Source organism: Nonomuraea rhodomycinica (assembly GCF_013363995.1).
Classification (GTDB): domain Bacteria; phylum Actinomycetota; class Actinomycetes; order Streptosporangiales; family Streptosporangiaceae; genus Nonomuraea; species Nonomuraea rhodomycinica.
In genome coordinates this window covers 447,653-463,217 of sequence record NZ_JABWGO010000004.1, presented here as the reverse complement: position 1 = coordinate 463,217, position 15,565 = coordinate 447,653, and the positions used below count along the sequence as shown (strand labels likewise).

The following is a 15,565-nucleotide window of genomic DNA, read 5'->3' as shown; positions in this document are numbered from 1 at the left end:
AAGAACCCGCCGACAACGGTGAAACTTTCACCCGGTGACCGGGTCACCAGCTCCACATCCCCACGCGCACCGGCACGCCCGGCGAGGCGTGCAGGACCGGGTCGCCGTCCGGCGCCGGCAGGCCGGCGGCCTGGAGCACGTTCTGGTCCAGGCCGGTCAGCCGGGCGTGGCGCAGCGGCCAGTCGGGATGCTCGACCTCGGCGGCGGCCGGCCGCCCCGCCACGACGCTGAACAGCCGGTAGCGGGCGGTCAGGAAGTGCGCCAGCTCGTCCTGCTCGTCCTCGGCCAGCGCCGGACCCATGCGCACGTCCACGTCGCACCGCACCCCGTCCGGTCCCGGCCACCGCCTCCGGCACCGGTACCGCCTGCGGTCGCCCTCGGTGCGCACGGACATGTCCGACCAGAAGTAGGGCAGCCAGTAGCCGGCCCGCCCGCCGACCGCGGCCGCCAGCCTCCCGGCGTCCAGCGACAGGAACCAGATGCCGGGGCGCCCGCGCTCATCGCGCACGTAGGTGCGGCAGTTCGTCTCCGGGAAGCTCGACAGCCACGGCAGCACCGGAAGGCCGGGCGTCCGCACGTCGTCCATGCGGAACGGGGTCAGCCCCACCCAGGCGGTGCCGTCGAACGTCTCGACGGTCAGCGACTCCGGCACGAGGGCCCGTACCGCCTCGACCGGGTACCGCCAGTGCAGGAACGTGATCTGGGACCAGCGCTGATACATCACCGGCCACGCGACCCGCGGAGAGGACGGGGCCTTGTGGCGGGTCGAATCGTCGCGTTGTGCCATGGGTGCGTCGCCTCCGGTCCGACCTCTACCCCCGCCGCGGCCGGAAAACGGCGAACGGCGGAGAAGCCGGGACGGGACGGGCGGGCGGGCAGGGAAGCGAAGCGCGCCGGGCCGTACGCCGCGGACGCCAGCGCTTCACCCGAATGACGCCACATGACGCCACGCCGCTCCCCTTTGCCGTTGTGGTGACGCCAAAATGATGTCACTATGGCGTCATGGACCTTTCGCCGTATGTCGATCACCTCCGCCGCGAGCTCGCGATCGCCGCCGGAGCGGGCGGCGACGAAGCCCGGGCGCTGGCCGAACGGCTGGCCGCCGCGCTGGAGTCGGCCACCCGGCTGGCGCTGCTGGAGGCCCTCTCGGCCGCCGCGGACGAGATCACCCACGACCTCGCGCCCGGCTCGGTCGAGGTGCGCCTGCGCGGGCGCGACCCCGCCTTCGTCGTGACCCCGCCGCCGAGCGCCCGCCCCTTCGACGAGGACGACCGCATCGGACCGGCCGGGCAGCCGCCCGCCCCGCCGCCGCCCCCGGACGCCGACGAGGGCGGGACGTCCCGGATCTCGCTCCGCGTCCCCGAGCACCTCAAGCCGCGCATCGAGGAGGCGGCCGCCCGCGACGGCCTGTCGGTCAACGCCTGGCTGGTCCGCGCCGTCTCCGCCGCGCTCGACCCCGGTGAGGCCGCCCGCCGCTCCGGCCGGCGCCCGGACCGGCAGACCGGCAACCGCTACAGCGGCTGGGTGCGCTGATGACCACGCCGGCCCACGAGCCGATGACCAGACCCACCCACGCGCTGCCGACCAGGCCCACCCACGACAAGGGAACCGGAATGCCGACCTTCGACACCCCCGAACCCATCGTCGCCGTCCTCGACCTGGCGACCGCCACCATCCGGATCGAGGCGGGCGACCGCGCCGACACCGTCGTCGAGGTCCGCCCGAGCGACGAGCACAACGACGCCGACGTGCGGGCCGCCCGGCACACGCTCGTCGAGTACGCCGACGGCCGGCTCCTGGTGCGGTCCGGCGACGACCAGGCCGGCCCGGGCCTCGGCTGGGGGCTGTCGCTCGACAAGCTCGTGGAGTCGCCCGCCGACTGGGCGCGTTCGCTCCTGCACGGCCCGGGCTCGGTCGACGTGACGGTCAGCCTGCCGGCCGGTTCCAGCGTCGACGCCAGGTCCGCGGCGGGCCTGCGCTGCCGTGGGCCGCTCGGCGAGGTGTCGTTCACCACGTCGTACGGCGACATCCGGGTCGAGCGGGCCGGCCGGCTCCGGCTCAAGAGCACCCACGGCGAGATCTCGGTCACCCGCGCGTCCGGGCACGCCGAGGTCACCACGACCCATGGCGGCATCCGCATCGGCGAGATCGACGGGACCGCCGCGGTCAGGACCTCCCACGGCGACGTCCGCATCGGCGAGGTGACCGGCGAGCTGCGGCTGAACAGCGCCCACGGCCACGTCACCGTCGACCGGGCCCGGGCCGGCGTCTCCGCCAGGACCTCGTACGGCAGCGTGGAGATCGGCGAGGCGACGTCCGGCTCGGTCGTCATGGAGACCACCGGCGGCGGCCTGGAGCTCGGCATCGGCGAGGGCACCGCCGCCTGGCTGGACGTGAGCTCCACGTACGGCACCGTGGACGTCTCCCTCTCCCCCGCCGACGCCCCCGGCCGGACGGACCGGACCGTCGAGGTGCGGGCCCACACCACCTACGGCGACATCGTCGTCCACCGTTCCTGAAGGTTCCCGGAGACCGAGGAGAATGTCATGCCAGACGCGATCACAGCCGAAGGGCTGGTCAAGAAGTACGGCGACGTGGCGGCCCTGGACGGGATGGAGCTGACCGTCCCGGAGGGGACGGTGTTCGGGCTGCTCGGCCCGAACGGCGCCGGCAAGACCACCACGGTGCGCATCCTCACCACACTGCTCCGGCCGGACGCCGGCCACGCCACGGTCGCCGGGTTCGACGTCGTCCGCGACGCCGGCCGGCTGCGCGCCCACATCGGCGTCTCCGGCCAGTACGCCGCCGTGGACGACCACCTCACCGGCGCCGAGAACCTGGAGATGGTCGGCCGCCTCTACCACCTCGGCGCCGGACGCAGCCGCCGGCGCGCCCGCGAGTTACTGGAGCGCTTCGACCTCGCCGAGGCGGCCGACCGCCCCGTGCAGGGCTACTCCGGCGGCATGCGACGCCGGCTCGACCTGGCCGGCGCGCTGGTCGCCGCCCCGCCCGTGCTGTTCCTCGACGAGCCCACCACCGGGCTCGACCCCCGCGCCCGGATCGGCCTGTGGGACGTCATCGCCGAGCTCGTCGCCGAGGGCACCACGGTGCTGCTCACCACCCAGTACCTGGAGGAGGCCGACCGGCTCGCCGACCGCATCGCGGTGGTCGACCACGGCCGGGTGATCGCGCTCGGCACCGCCGACGAGCTGAAGGACCGGGTCGGCGGCGAGCGCGTCGAGCTGTCGCTGGCCGACGCGGCGAGCCTGGAGGGCGCCGCGCGGACGCTGGCGCCGCTGGCGGCCGGCGACGTGCGGATCGACGCCGCCGCCCTCCGGGTGACGATCCCGGTCGCCGACGGCGTGACCGCTCTGACCCGGGCGCTCGGCCGGCTGGCCACCGAGCGGATCACCGTACGCGACGCCGGCCTGCGCCGGCCGACCCTGGACGACGTGTTCCTGAGCCTCACGGGACACCAGGCCGACGACAAGACCGAGGAGACCGTCCGATGAACGCCCTGCGGCTCGCCGTCGCCGACGGCATGACCATCGCCAGGCGGAACGCCCTGAAGATCCGCCGAGCCCCCGACCTGCTGGGCGGCGTGGTCATGCTCCCGATCGTGTTCGTGCTGCTGTTCACCTACGTCTTCGGCAGCATGATCGACGTGCCCGGCATGTCGTACGGGGAGTACCTGCTGCCCGGGATCTTCGTCATGACGATCGTCACCAGCGCGCAGATCACCGGCTACACGCTGACGCAGGACCTCCAGAAGGGTGTCTTCGACCGGTTCCGCACCCTGCCGATGTCGCCCTCGGCGGTGCTGACCGGCCAGACCGTCAGTGACGTGATCATGAACGTCACCAGCATCGTCACCATGGCGCTCGTCGGGCTGGTCGCCGGGTGGCGCATCCGTTCCACCCCGGCCGAGGCCGCCCTGGGGTTCCTGATGCTGCTGCTGTTCGCCTACGCCTTCTCCTGGGTGACGGCCACGGTGGCGCTGGCCCTGCGCACGCCCGAGGTCTTCAACAACCTCGCGACCATCCTGTCGTTCCCGCTGGTCTTCCTGTCCAACGCGTTCGTCGACAGCACGCGCCTGCCCGGGCCGCTGAAGGCGGTCGCGGAATGGAACCCGGTCTCGACGCTCGTCCAGGCCGCGCGCGAGCTGTTCGGCAACACCAGCCCGGCCCTGCCCGTGCCCGCCGCCTGGCCGCTGCGGCACGCGGTGCCGGTGTCGCTGCTGTGGTCGCTCCTGCTGCTGGTCGTGTTCGTGCCGCTGGCCACGCGGCTGTACAACCGGGCGGTCAGCCGGTGAACGCCGTCTCCGACGTCGATCGCGAGCGGGCGGTCGAGCTGGTGCAGCAGGCGTACGCGGACGGCCGGCTAGACCCGGCCGAGCTGGAGCGGCGGCTCGAACGCGCGCTGACCGCGACCTCCGCCCACGAGCTGGAGCCGGTCGTCGCCGACCTGCCGGACGAGGTGGTCCTGATCACCACCACCGGCGGGCGCGTCACGCGGGCGGGCGACTGGCAGGTCCCGCGCCGGCTGCGCATCGAGTCCGAGTACGGCGGGGTACGGCTCGACCTGTCGCGGGCCCACGTCCCGTACACGCGGATCGACGTCGAGCTCCGGCTCGGGTACGGCAGCGCCACGATCATCCTGCCGGCGGGCGCGAGCGCGGACACCGACGGGGTGCGTACCGCATGGGGCCGCGTGACCTGCAAGGCGGCCGGCCGCCCGCGTCCGGGCGAGCTCCACGTGAAGGTCACCGGGCAGATGCCCTACGGCCGCCTGACCATCCGCGCCGCGCGCGGGTGACCCCGGCGCCGCCGGGTCAGCTCAGGTCCAGGGCGACCTCCAGGCGCAGGTAGGCGTCGACCCAGGCCCGCTCGACCTCCTCGCCGCGGTCGGAGGTCCGCGCCGCCGCGAAGGCGGTGACGGCCCCCGCCACGCGGTGCAGGCCGAGCACGGTCAACCGCCGCGCCGCGGCGGCGAGCCGGTCGTCGTAGGTCGGCGGCAGGTGGGACGTCCCGTGATGGGCCGCTTCGGCGAGCAGGGCCCGGGTGTCGACCAGAGCCGCGGCCAGCGGTTCGGGCCGCTCCTGCTCGGCGGGCACGAGCGTGCCGCTTCCGCCGGCGGGCCGCAGGTCGGGGACGACGACCCGGCCGCCGGCCGCCAGGCCGACCGGTTCGATGACGACGCCCCCCGCACTCCGCCCGACCACGCCGCTCACGTGACGCAGTTCCCCCTCCTCGCCGGCGAGCACGGCGGCCAGCGCGTCGAGGCGCCCGGGGGCGGCGGCGGTGTGCGTGGCCCTGACGGTGGCGGTGCCACCCGCCCGGTCGACGATGACGGCGTCCAGACGCTGGTCACCGGGGGCGTAGGTGACGGCCTCCACCCTCGCGACGGCGACGACCCGGACCAGTTCCGCCTCCACGCGCGGGCGGACGGGCCGGGGCGTCAGGGCGTCCAGCTCGCGGCCGAGCGCGGCCAGGTCGGTCACCGCCAGGGACGGCGGCAGTGCGCCCCAGTCGCCCCGTGACGGGGTGACCGTCGTCCTGGAGATCCGCCCGGTGGCCAGCCGCACCGTACGGCTGGCGCTGCGGACGGCGGACTCGGTGACCAGGTTGCCGGTGGCCAGCGCGGCCAGCGTGGAGCCGGCGACCCGCCGCCGCGCCGGCGCCGCACCGTCGTCGTCGCCGTCCCACTCCCGGCGGAGGACCAGCACCATGGCGCTGTCGGCGTGGGCCAGGTAGACCTCGGCGATCCGCCGGTCGCCGACGGCGCGGATCCGGCAGCCGAGGCTCTCCAGCCGGGCCAGCCGCAGCGGGGTCTCGGCGGCCTCGGCGGTGCCGAGCACGCCGGCGCGCAGCGTGGCGTCCGGCCGCGTCACCGCCCGGTGCCGGGCGTGCAGCTCGGCGACGTGGCTCGCCAGCAGTTCGGGACGGTACTGGGCGTCGCGGTCGCGGTAGGCGGCCAGTTGCCCGGCGAGGTCGTCGACGGCCAGCAGCGGCCAGCGCAGCCCGGCGGCGTCCAGGTGGCGCCGCACGTCGGCGACGGCGGCGTCGAGGCCCTGGCCGAGGTGCGCCGCGCCTTCGCGCAGGACCGTGCCGGCCAGCCCCAGCGCCCGCTCCAACCCGGATCCGTCGCCGGTCTCGGCCTGTCCGCCGACGTCGACCCGCGCCTCGGCGGCGCCGGGGTGCAGCTCGTCGGCGGCCCGGAACGCCCACACCGCCAGGGCGATGACGTCGTCGCGGCTGCCGGCGACGGTGTCGGTGTGGACGAACCCGAGGTCGCCGGGGACCAGGAAGCGCACGGTGGCGGTGGCCAGCTCGACCTGCGGCACCGGGTCGGCGGCGCTCGCGCGGCGTACCCGCGCGGTGAACCCGGCCTTCTCGGTGCGGCGGGCGGCGGCCATCAGGCGCGCGCCGATCCTGGCGGTGAGCTCGTCGTCGGTCACCTGACCCGGCGACCAGGGCGACGGCTCCGCGCCGGCCTCCGCGGACACCGGGCCGACCTCGGCGGACCCCCCACCGGCCTGAGCGGACGCCGGACCGGCCTGAGCAGGCACCGGACCGGCCTGAGCAGGCACCGGACCGGCCTGAGCAGGCACCGGACCGGCCTCGGCGGGCACCGGGCCGGCCTCGGCGGGCTCCGGGCCGGCCTCGGCGGGCAGGCGCTGGTAGGCGAGGATCACGCCGATGACGTGCCGGCAGACGCCGGTGGCGCCGCAGGTGCAGCGGGCCGTGTCGAGGCCGCCGGGAGGCAGCGTCGTGGCCGGGCCGCCGGGGAAGGCGCCGTGCACGGTGCCGTCGGGGTCGGTCCGGAGCTCCGGCAGCGCCTCCTTGCCGGCGCGTTTGACCAGGCCGCGGTTGGTGAGCGCGGCGAGGGAGCCGGCCGTGAGGCCCAGCAGGTCCGCTCTCATGGGCCCGGGTGCTCCGCCGCTCGACGGCCCGGGTGCTCCGCCGCTCATCGGCCCAGGTGCTCCGCCGCTCATCGGCCCACGTGCTCCGCGACGAAGGACGCCAGCTCACCCGGCGTCATCGCCCCCACCTGGGCTCCGGCGTCGGCCAGGCGCTGGGCCAGCGCCCGGTCGTAGTCGGGGTTGGCCTGCTCGTCGAGGGCGGCCAGGCCCAGCACCTTGCTGCCCTGCGCCACCAGGTCGCGCACGACGTGCACCAACCGGTGCGGATCGCCGCCCTCGTAGAAGTCGGAGATCAGCACGACGATCGCCCGGCGCGGCCGGTCCACCAGGCTCGCGCCGAACGCCGCCGCGCGGGCGATGTCGGTGCCGCCGCCGAGCTGCACCTTCATCAGCAGTTCCACGGGGTCGTCGACGTCGGCCGTCAGGTCCACCACCTCGGTGTCGAACGCGACCAGGTGGGTGCGCACCCCGGGCAGCCCCCACAGGCAGGCCGCGGTGACCGCCGAGTGGATCACCGAGCCGAGCATCGACCCGGACTGGTCGACGAGCAGGATCACCTGCCACTGCTCCAGGTGGCGGCGGGTGCGGGAGAAGAAGAACGGGGTCTCGATCACCACCTTGCCGGTCGCGGGCTGGTAGCGGCCGAGGTTGGCGCGCAGGGTCCTGACCACGTCGAAGTTGCGGGCCAGCCGCATCCGGCTGTGCCGTCGCGCCTTGGTGCCCGAGAACGCGGTCCGGACCTCGGTGGCGAGCTTGTCCACGAGCTGCCGGACGACCTGCTCCACGATCCGCCGGGCCAGCCGCAGCACCTGCGGGTTCATCAGGTGCTTGGTCCGCAGCACCGCCCTGAGCAGCGCCGGATCGGGTTCGATGCGGGCCAGCACGTCCGGGTCCGTCACCACGTCGTGGATCTCGTACCGCTCGACCGCGTCGCGGTGCAGCCGTTCGACGGTCTCCTTGGGGAACAGCCGGGTGATGTCGTCCAGCCAGTCGACGGTGGTCAGCGCCGACGGGCCCGTCCCGCCTCGCCGTACGCCCCGGCGGCGCAGGTCGTCGTCGCGGCCGTAGAGCCAGTCCATGGCCGCGTCGCGGGCGGCGGCCTCCGCGTCGAGCCGCTGCCCGCCGAGGCACGCGCCCCCGGGCTCGCCGAGCAGCAGACGCCACCGTTCCAGGGTGGGGTCGGTCATGACGTGATCAGTCCTTCCCGGCGCAGGGCCGCCTCGACCCGTTCGTCCAGTGCCATGCCGGCGGCCACCAGCTCCGGCGCCGCGTCCAGGCGCATCAGGTCCCAGCCGGAAGCGCCGCCGGCCCGCCGCTCGACCAGGCGGGTGGCGATGAGGTGCCGTTCGCGCGGCGGGAAGAAGCCGAACGCCTGGCGCAGCGCGGGCAGCGCCACCAGGAAGTCGTGCTCGGTCATCCCGCCGACCAGTTCGTCGAGCAGCTCCAGCATGCCGGCGGCGTGCAGGACCTCCTCGCGGGCGAGCGCGAACAACCCGGCCAGCCAGTCCCCGGCCCACGCCGGGACGAACGCGCCGCGCACCGCCCGGGCCGGGTCGGCGGCGGCCGTGCCCCGCAGTGACCAGCCCAGGCCCAGCGCCGCTCCCCGCAGGTCGGGCGGCGCCTCCTGGCAGGCGGCGAGCCGGTCGGCGACGCCCAGCGCCGCGTCCGTGTCCAGCCCGAGCGACGGGCCGGCGTGCCGGAGGGCGTCGCGGACGGCGGTCATGGCGCCGATGCGCCGCGGGTCGGCCGGGGCGGGGCCGCCGCGCACGCCTTCGGCCAGCCACAGCGCCCGGCGGGCGGCGGCCCGGACGACGGTGCCCGACGTGGTGCCGCCGCCGGTGCCGAACAGGTCGTCGTGGCGCCACATCGCCAGGGCGACGGCCAGCGTGCGGCCCAGCGATCCGAGGTCGGCCGCCGCGCCGACCGCCCGCGCCAGGTCGTCGAGCACCTTTCCGGTCAGCTCGCCGATGCCGCACAGCGCCGCGTCGAACAGGATCTCGGCCAGCCGGTCCAGGTCGGCGCCCGTGATCCGTCCGGCGAGGACGGCGGCCGCCGCCTCCTGCGGGTCCACGCCGTACCCGCCGGCCTCGATGAGCGCGGGCAGCCGGTCGTCGGAGTCGGTCAGCGTCCACCGTTCGACCAGCTCACCGCCGCCGGCCGGGCCGGGTCCCGAGGTGCGCGTGACGCCCGGGATCCCGAGCACCCGCAGCCGGTGCAGCAACCGGCTGCGCTCGCGACCGTCCTCCTCGCCGAGGTCGAGCCGTTCCTCCCCCGGACCGCCCAGCACCGCCAGAACCGCGTGGACCAGCGGCGGCAGCGGGGTCGAGGGATGCAGGCGGCCCACCCGCTCACCGCTGAGGGCCGCGATCATCTCCACGACCACCGGATGGGTGCCCGCCCCCAGCGGGCCACGGGACGCCCAGGGCAGCGGCACCTCGATCGCCTCGCTGACCAGCGCGCTCGCCAGGCCGTCCAGCACGTCGACCCGGGCCGGAAGCGGATGCCCGCGCATCGACGCGATGCCGTCGGCGGTGGCCCGCGCGGCGATCAGGTCCGCGGTGGACACCGGCTGGCGCCGGGCACGCAGCCGGGCCGTCACCGCCTCGGTGAGCCTGCGGGCGGCCTCGGCCGGTCCGGACTCCCACAGGTCCTGGTAGTAGCCCGGCGACGGCATGCCCGCCTGGTAGCCGTCGAAGGCGTCCAGCCGCCGGAACGAGTACGGCACCAGGTAGCTGCCGACGACCGCGTCCGCGGGCGGCCGCGGCGGCTCCGGCCAGCTCCGGTCGCCGTGCTCGGCCAGCCGCATCAGCGCGGGACGGTGGAAGCCGCCCGTGACCACGACCACCGGCCGGTCGCCCGCGTCCGCGGCGGCCGCGCGGATCCACTGCGCCATGTACGCCTCGCGGGCGGCGTCCTCCGGGCCGGCCTCCGTGTCGCCGCGCACCAGGTCGAAGTAGGTGGCCAGCCGTTCGGCCAGCCCGTCGGCCGGCTCGACCTCGAACAGGTGGTCCCACAACGCGTCCACGTTGTCCACGGCGAAGGCGCGGCACAGGCGCGCCGTCACCTCGCCGTGGCGGGCCTCGGCGTCGGCGTAGCGGTTGCGGACCTCGGCCAGCGCCGGATGCCAGCCGGGCAGGTCGATGAAGCGCAGCTCGGCGCCGACGTCACGGCCCGCGGTCAGCGCGATCCACTCCGGGGAGTAGTCGCACAGCGGCGTCCATGAGCTGTGCCGTCGTTCGGCGTCGCGGTAGCCGGTGTGGACGGCGATGGGCAGCTCGTGTCCCAGCAGGAGCTCGTCCATCCTGGGGTTCATCTCCGCCGGGCCCTCGACCAGCACGTACGCGGGCCGTTCGGAGCGGATGGTGTCGGCGACCAGCCGGGCGCAGGCGGGGCTGTGGTGCCGCACGCCGAGGAACGTGACCGCCATCGTCAGCCCGGCAGCAGGTGACGGGCCTCGTACAGGGCCTTCCACTGGTCTCCGCGCCGCCGCTGCTCCAGGTACCTGCGCAGCTTGGCCAGGTCCTCCGGGTTGTCCTTGGCCGCCGTGCCGGCCAGGCAGGAGACCAGGTCGGCGGCGGTGCCGGGCTCCCGGCGCAGGAACCAGCCGCGCAGCCCCACGGCGTGCGCGACCGAGACGGCCTCGGCGGTGCTCATCACCCCCGACAGCCGGTCGGTGGCGTCACCGCGCGCGGTCCGCCCCTCGCGCAGCTCCCGGAACGTGGTGACCAGGACCTCCAGCACGTCCCGGCGGGGCGGCGCGCCGACGCCCGAGCGCTTCAGGAGGGCGGTGGCCTCCTGCTCCACCAGGTGCAGCTCGGTGTCGAAGTCGGCGATCGGGAAGACGGTCTCGAAGTTGAAGCGGCGCTTGAGCGCGGCGCTCATCTCGTTGACGCCGCGGTCGCGGGTGTTGGCGGTGGCGATGACCGTGAACCCCTCCTGGGCGAACACCATCGACTCCGGCCCGGTCAGCTCCGGTACGGCGAGCACCCGGTCCGACAGCGGCGACAGCAGGCAGTCCTGCACCTCCAGCGGGCACCGGGTGATCTCCTCGAAGCGCACCACCTTGCCCTCGGCCATGCCGCGCAGCAGCGGGGCGGCCACCAGCGACCGGGGGGACGGGCCCTCGGCGACCAGCAGCGCGTAGTTCCACGAGTACTTGATCTGGTCCTCGGTGGTGGCCGCCCCGCCCTGGATCGTGAGCGTGGAGGTGCCGCTGACCGCCGCGGCGAGCAGCTCCGACAGCAGCGACTTCGCCGTGCCGGGCTCGCCCACCAGCATCAGCCCGCGGTTGGTCGCGAGCGAGACCAGGGACCGGTCGATCAGTGACGGATCACCCACGAACTTGCGGCTGATGCCCAGCTTCTCGTCCCCGAGGACGAAGCGCCGGGCGGCGCGCAGGCTCAGCGCCCAGCCGGGCGGCCGGTCGTCGGTGTCGTCGTCCCGCAGCCGGGCCAGTTCGCCGGCGTGGCGGACCTCGGCGGGGGGCCGCTGGACGTGCTCGTTCATCGGGTGATCTCCCGTAGGTCGCGCAGGATCTCGGAGACGGTGATCGGGTGGAGGCCGTGGAGGTCGATGCCCGTCAGGGTCTGCTCGTCGGCGAAGTCGACGTAGCCGACCGCGATGCCGGGTTCGAGACCGACCGTGACGGTCCTGCCGTCGGGCACGTCCCGCTCGATCCAGAACTGGAGACCGGCGTCCTGCGGCGTGCCACGCCGCCAGCCGCGCCGTTCGAGGCCGAGCACCGCGCGGGTGGGGATCTTGGCGGTGAAGATCTCCTCCAGCAGCGTCTCGTCCCGGCCGTAGGTCTCCCGGCCCAGTTGCGGGAACGGCTGCAGGATCTCGTAGTCGGCGAACACCTCGGCCCAGGCGGCCACGTCCTCGCCCAGCTCCAGGGGGTGCGCCACCCCGACGACGGCCTCGTCGGGCAAGGTCAGGGTGTCGTCCCCGACGTCGGCGAAGCTGCGGTCCTCGGCCACGCGCAGAGCGCCCGTGAGCCGGCCGTCGGGATCGTAGACGCCCCACACCAGCCGCCGCACGATGTGCCAGAGCAGCGGGTGGCCGACGAGCAGCCGCCCGAACTCGGCACCGCTCCAGCGGCGCCGGTCGACCATGGCCTGCTCCAGCCGGCGGATGGTGTCGGCGGCCACGGCCCGCACGTCCTTCTTCAGCCCGGCGAAGCGCTGGTGGGCGGCGGGCGCGAGCTCCGGGTCGTCGTTCGCCCCCGGCTTGGGCAGGTTCCGCAGCCGCTTGCCGGCGGCGTCGGCCACGTACGGCTTGAGCTGCTCGTCGAAGCCGACGACGAACCGCCTGCGGCCGTAGTCGAGGGTCAGGCTGCCGTCGGCGGACAGCCCGAAGTCGGGCACGAGCCGGTCGGCCAGCTCCTGCGCCGTCAGGCCGAGCTCGGCGGCCACCTCGTCCAGCTTCTGCCTGGCCCGCTTCTTGAGCCCGCCGAACTTGGCCTTCTCGGCGACGCCGTGCAGGTGCATGAGGGCGACCTCGGAGCCGATGCGGGCCAGCAGGTCCAGACCGGCGACCGCCCGCGCGTGCCCGCCCTCACCGGGCCAGGTCCTGATCAGCGGCGTCAGCCTCCGGACGGTCTCGTCGTCGCCGAGCAGTCCCAGCGCGTCCATCATCCAGCTCTCCTTGGCCGGGTGGCCGGCCGCCTGCCAGCGCTGGAACAGCGACCAGCCGAACTCCGCGAGGCTGCGGCCGTCGCAGACCTCCTTGACCACGGCGAGACCGGCGTACGGTTCGCCGGGCCGGGAGATCGCCAGCATCGTCAGCACATGGCGGACCGCCTCGGCCGGCAGCGCGCCGGCGTCGCCGCGCAGCTCGATCGGCGTCAGGATCGCGGCATCCGCCCACTCGGGCAGCACGGGAAGCCTGGCGGGCAGCGCGTCGAGCGGGTCGGCCGAGAGCAGGCCGGCGATCGCGGCCTCGGCGACGGGGCCGTACCCCGCGGCGGCCTCCACCACGACGTCGCGGCTCCCGCCCGCGGCCAGCACCATCAGCGCCTGCTCGGCCTGCCGCCGGGCCGCGCCCGCCTTGCCGAGCGCGGCCGGGATCAGCGCCCTGGCGGCCGCCCGGGGGTGGCGGGCCAGCCAGGCCAGCGCGGTGGCGCGCACCGACTTCAGCCGGGCCAGCCACTCGGCCATCAGCACGGCGATCTCCGGGGCGGCGAACGGGAGCAGCGACGGGGCGAGGGCGGCGGGGCTGCTCCGCGCGCTGTCCAGCACGAGGGGCAACGCCGCCAGCTCGAACCGGGCGACCACTCTCGGCATCCACTCGGAGGCTCCCCAGAGCTCGGGGTGCCACTTCGGCAGCAGCGGCCTGGCCAGCTCCTCGGGCCCGGCGACGAACAGGGCGATCTGGTCGTCATAGCCGCCCCGCCGCTCGGTGGCGACCGAGTGGGCGATCCTCTTCCAGTCCTGGCGCCCGACGTCCCATGAGCCGTGCTCCGGCGGGGCGGAATGCCAGCGGTCCCGCTCCCCCGGCGCCCACACCAGGGCCGGCTCGTCGGCACACACCAGGCCGCTCATCACGACCGGCTTGCGTGCCTTCCGCGGACGCGTCCACGGCGGGCTGACCAGCACCTCGGGCAAGGCGTCGAGCGGGGCGACGGCGGCGGGCGCGGCCGCGGCGATCCTGTCGATCCGCTCGGCGGCGGCGTCGCCGGCGCTCTCCAGCACCTCGGCCACCAGGTCGGGATGGGTCAGCACGTGGGCGCGCAGCAGCGCGTCCGCGACCTTGCCGGGGGTGGCGGCCAGCATCCGCATCGCCCGGCGCGGGAAGCGGGCCGCCGCGCGCAGCAGCGCCGGCTGGGTGTACTTGTGGTCGATCCGGTCGAGGAGCGCCCGCATCGCCGCGTCGGTCGGCAGTTCGGCGAGCATCTCCAGCAGCCGCCGCTCGCTCCCCGAGTCGTAGAGGTCGTCGAACCATCCGGCGAGCACCGGACCGGCCGCCTCGCCCATGCCGTCGACCATCGTGGCGGGCAGCGCGAGGGAGCCCATCACGTAGTAGCCGCCCGCGTGGCCCGCGATCAGCTCGGCGTGCTCCGGCGTGCTGACCGCGGCGACCAGGTCGAGGGCGAGCCGCGCGTTGACGCGGCTCACCTCGGCGCAGTCGGCCCCCACCCAGTCCGTCTCGGTCGGCGCCAGGTAGGAGGCCGCCACCCGGTGGTGGAGCCCGCCTTCGCGGCTCTCCGCCAGCGCCGCGACGACCTCGGCGTACTCGGCGTCGGACGCGGTCGCGAGGACGGCACGGACCCGCTTGGCGAGCTCCTGCCGGTTCCAGCCGTACAGGTGGGCGGGGGCCTCGCCGGCGGCCATCCGCCGGATCGTCCAGCCGTCCCCCTCCTGGTGGAGGTCCAGCGAGGCCCGTTCGGCCACGGCCAGCGCCGCGAACACCAGGCCGCGTCCGACCAGCCAGGCGTCGGCGAACAGGCATGACAGCTCCTGAGCGTCCCAGGGCATGCACGCGACGACCGCCGCCGCGCCCAGCGGCGTGGCGGCGGGCTCCCCCGCCAGGTACGCCGCTCCCGCGGTGGCCAGCTCCGCATCGCGGCACCTCGCCAGCGAGTCGAGGAGCTGCTGCCGCCGCTCGTCCAGCTTCGCGGCGAGTTGTTCGGGCGCGCCCGGGTCCGGCCGCTTCACGGCGACCTTCGCCCCGCCCCGCCGCGGATGGAGCACGCGCAGCCAGGAGGCCGGCATGGTCAGCAGGTCCTCGTCGCGTGGCTTCTCCGCCACCGGCCCCTGGGCCGCGCCGGCATGGGCCGGCGTCCGATCGGCGTTCATGCCGATACCTCCGCGCTGTGATGAGGAGGGCTAGTCGTTCAGCGGCACGCGACCGCGCCGTCACCGACGTCTCACCCTCGTGATCGTCAGCGGCGAGTATGGCGGGCACGACCGACAAACCGCCGTTCACGCCAAGAGATGGCAGATCACGGCAAACGGCGCCCTGATGTCGCGTGGCGGACGGGCTGTCCCCGCCGGCCGGCGTCCACGATGCGATCACTGACGATGAGCCCCGGGCAGCCCGTAGGAGTTCGGCCATGTCCCACATCCGCCGCATGGCCCTGGCGGCGGCGCTGGCCGTCGCCCTGGCGGTCGCGACGACCGCCGTGCCCGCTCACGCCGACACGTGCACGGCCTCGGCCAACTGCAACACCACGGTGACCTTCACCGTCAGCGCCGGAGCCGGCCTGCAGATCACGGTCCCGAACGGGCCGCTGAGCATCGGCAGCGGCGGCCCGGGCACCACCGTCAGCGGTCAGCTCGGCTCGGTCACCGTCTCCGACGCCCGGGCCACGGTCACCGCCACCTGGGTGGCGCAGGTGTCGGCGACCGACTTCACCACCGGCGGCGGCACCGCCGCCGAGACCATCGCCAGCTCCCACATCAGCTACTGGTCCGGCCCGGCCACCGCCACCACCGGCACCGGGACCTTCGTCCCCGGCCAGGCCAACGCCGCCTCGTCCGTGGTGCTCGACCAGACCCGCATCGCCTTCTCCAAGACCGCCGGCTCGGGCAGCAACTCCGCCACCTGGAACCCGACGGTCGTCGTCGACGTCCCCGCCCAGGCCGTGGCCGGCACCTACACCGGCGTCGTCCGCCACTCGGTCGCCTAGCGCGCCCGCCGGCCCGG

At 75.1% G+C, this 15,565-nt stretch carries 12 protein-coding genes; 6 read left to right on the top strand and 6 right to left on the bottom strand.

Annotated features, from left to right (window positions below; genetic code table 11):
* Positions 1-43: 43 nt before the first annotated feature.
* The gene (locus tag HT134_RS20810) at positions 44-721 is read right to left on the bottom strand and encodes a YqjF family protein (RefSeq protein ID WP_217708120.1); all 678 of its coding nucleotides are present in this window, start codon (positions 719-721) and stop codon (positions 44-46) included.
* A 281-nt stretch (positions 722-1,002) separates the two neighbouring features.
* On the opposite strand from HT134_RS20810, the gene HT134_RS20805 reads away from it, so the two are divergent.
* The 5 genes from HT134_RS20805 to HT134_RS20785 are packed head-to-tail and all read left to right on the top strand — an operon-like array spanning position 1,003 to position 4,815.
* Entirely contained in the window at positions 1,003-1,533 is a 531-nt protein-coding gene (locus HT134_RS20805; protein ID WP_175602066.1) for a toxin-antitoxin system HicB family antitoxin, read from the top strand.
* The gene (locus HT134_RS20800) at positions 1,533-2,519 is read left to right on the top strand and encodes a DUF4097 family beta strand repeat-containing protein (protein ID WP_246364714.1); all 987 of its coding nucleotides are present in this window, start codon (positions 1,533-1,535) and stop codon (positions 2,517-2,519) included. The genes HT134_RS20805 and HT134_RS20800 overlap by 1 nt, the downstream gene beginning before the upstream one ends.
* A 27-nt stretch (positions 2,520-2,546) precedes the next feature.
* Entirely contained in the window at positions 2,547-3,512 is a 966-nt protein-coding gene (locus tag HT134_RS20795; protein ID WP_175602065.1) for an ATP-binding cassette domain-containing protein, read from the top strand.
* Positions 3,509-4,312, top strand: coding sequence for an ABC transporter permease (locus HT134_RS20790; RefSeq protein WP_175602064.1), 804 nt, complete (start codon positions 3,509-3,511; stop codon positions 4,310-4,312). Before HT134_RS20795 ends, HT134_RS20790 begins: the two co-directional genes overlap by 4 nt.
* The gene (locus tag HT134_RS20785) at positions 4,309-4,815 is read left to right on the top strand and encodes a DUF1707 SHOCT-like domain-containing protein (RefSeq protein WP_175602063.1); all 507 of its coding nucleotides are present in this window, start codon (positions 4,309-4,311) and stop codon (positions 4,813-4,815) included. The genes HT134_RS20790 and HT134_RS20785 overlap by 4 nt, the downstream gene beginning before the upstream one ends.
* A 16-nt stretch (positions 4,816-4,831) precedes the next feature.
* On the opposite strand, the gene HT134_RS20780 is transcribed toward HT134_RS20785, so the two are convergent.
* From HT134_RS20780 to HT134_RS20760, 5 genes are all read right to left on the bottom strand, one after another.
* Complete coding sequence (locus HT134_RS20780; RefSeq protein WP_175602062.1) at positions 4,832-6,922, bottom strand: YehQ family protein; 2,091 nt, start codon at positions 6,920-6,922, stop codon at positions 4,832-4,834.
* 68 nt (positions 6,923-6,990) lie between these two features.
* Complete coding sequence (locus tag HT134_RS20775; protein ID WP_175602061.1) at positions 6,991-8,109, bottom strand: VWA domain-containing protein; 1,119 nt, start codon at positions 8,107-8,109, stop codon at positions 6,991-6,993.
* Entirely contained in the window at positions 8,106-10,349 is a 2,244-nt protein-coding gene (locus tag HT134_RS20770; RefSeq protein ID WP_175602060.1) for a DUF5682 family protein, read from the bottom strand. Before HT134_RS20770 ends, HT134_RS20775 begins: the two co-directional genes overlap by 4 nt.
* Positions 10,350-10,351: 2 nt before the next feature.
* Complete coding sequence (locus HT134_RS20765; protein ID WP_175602059.1) at positions 10,352-11,428, bottom strand: ATP-binding protein; 1,077 nt, start codon at positions 11,426-11,428, stop codon at positions 10,352-10,354.
* A complete protein-coding gene (locus HT134_RS20760) occupies positions 11,425-14,715 on the bottom strand; it encodes a DUF4132 domain-containing protein (RefSeq protein ID WP_217708119.1) in 3,291 nt (1,096 codons plus the stop codon). Before HT134_RS20760 ends, HT134_RS20765 begins: the two co-directional genes overlap by 4 nt.
* Before the next feature lie 257 nt (positions 14,716-14,972).
* On the opposite strand from HT134_RS20760, the gene HT134_RS20755 reads away from it, so the two are divergent.
* Entirely contained in the window at positions 14,973-15,548 is a 576-nt protein-coding gene (locus HT134_RS20755) for a hypothetical protein (RefSeq protein ID WP_246364712.1), read from the top strand.
* Positions 15,549-15,565 lie beyond the last annotated feature (17 nt).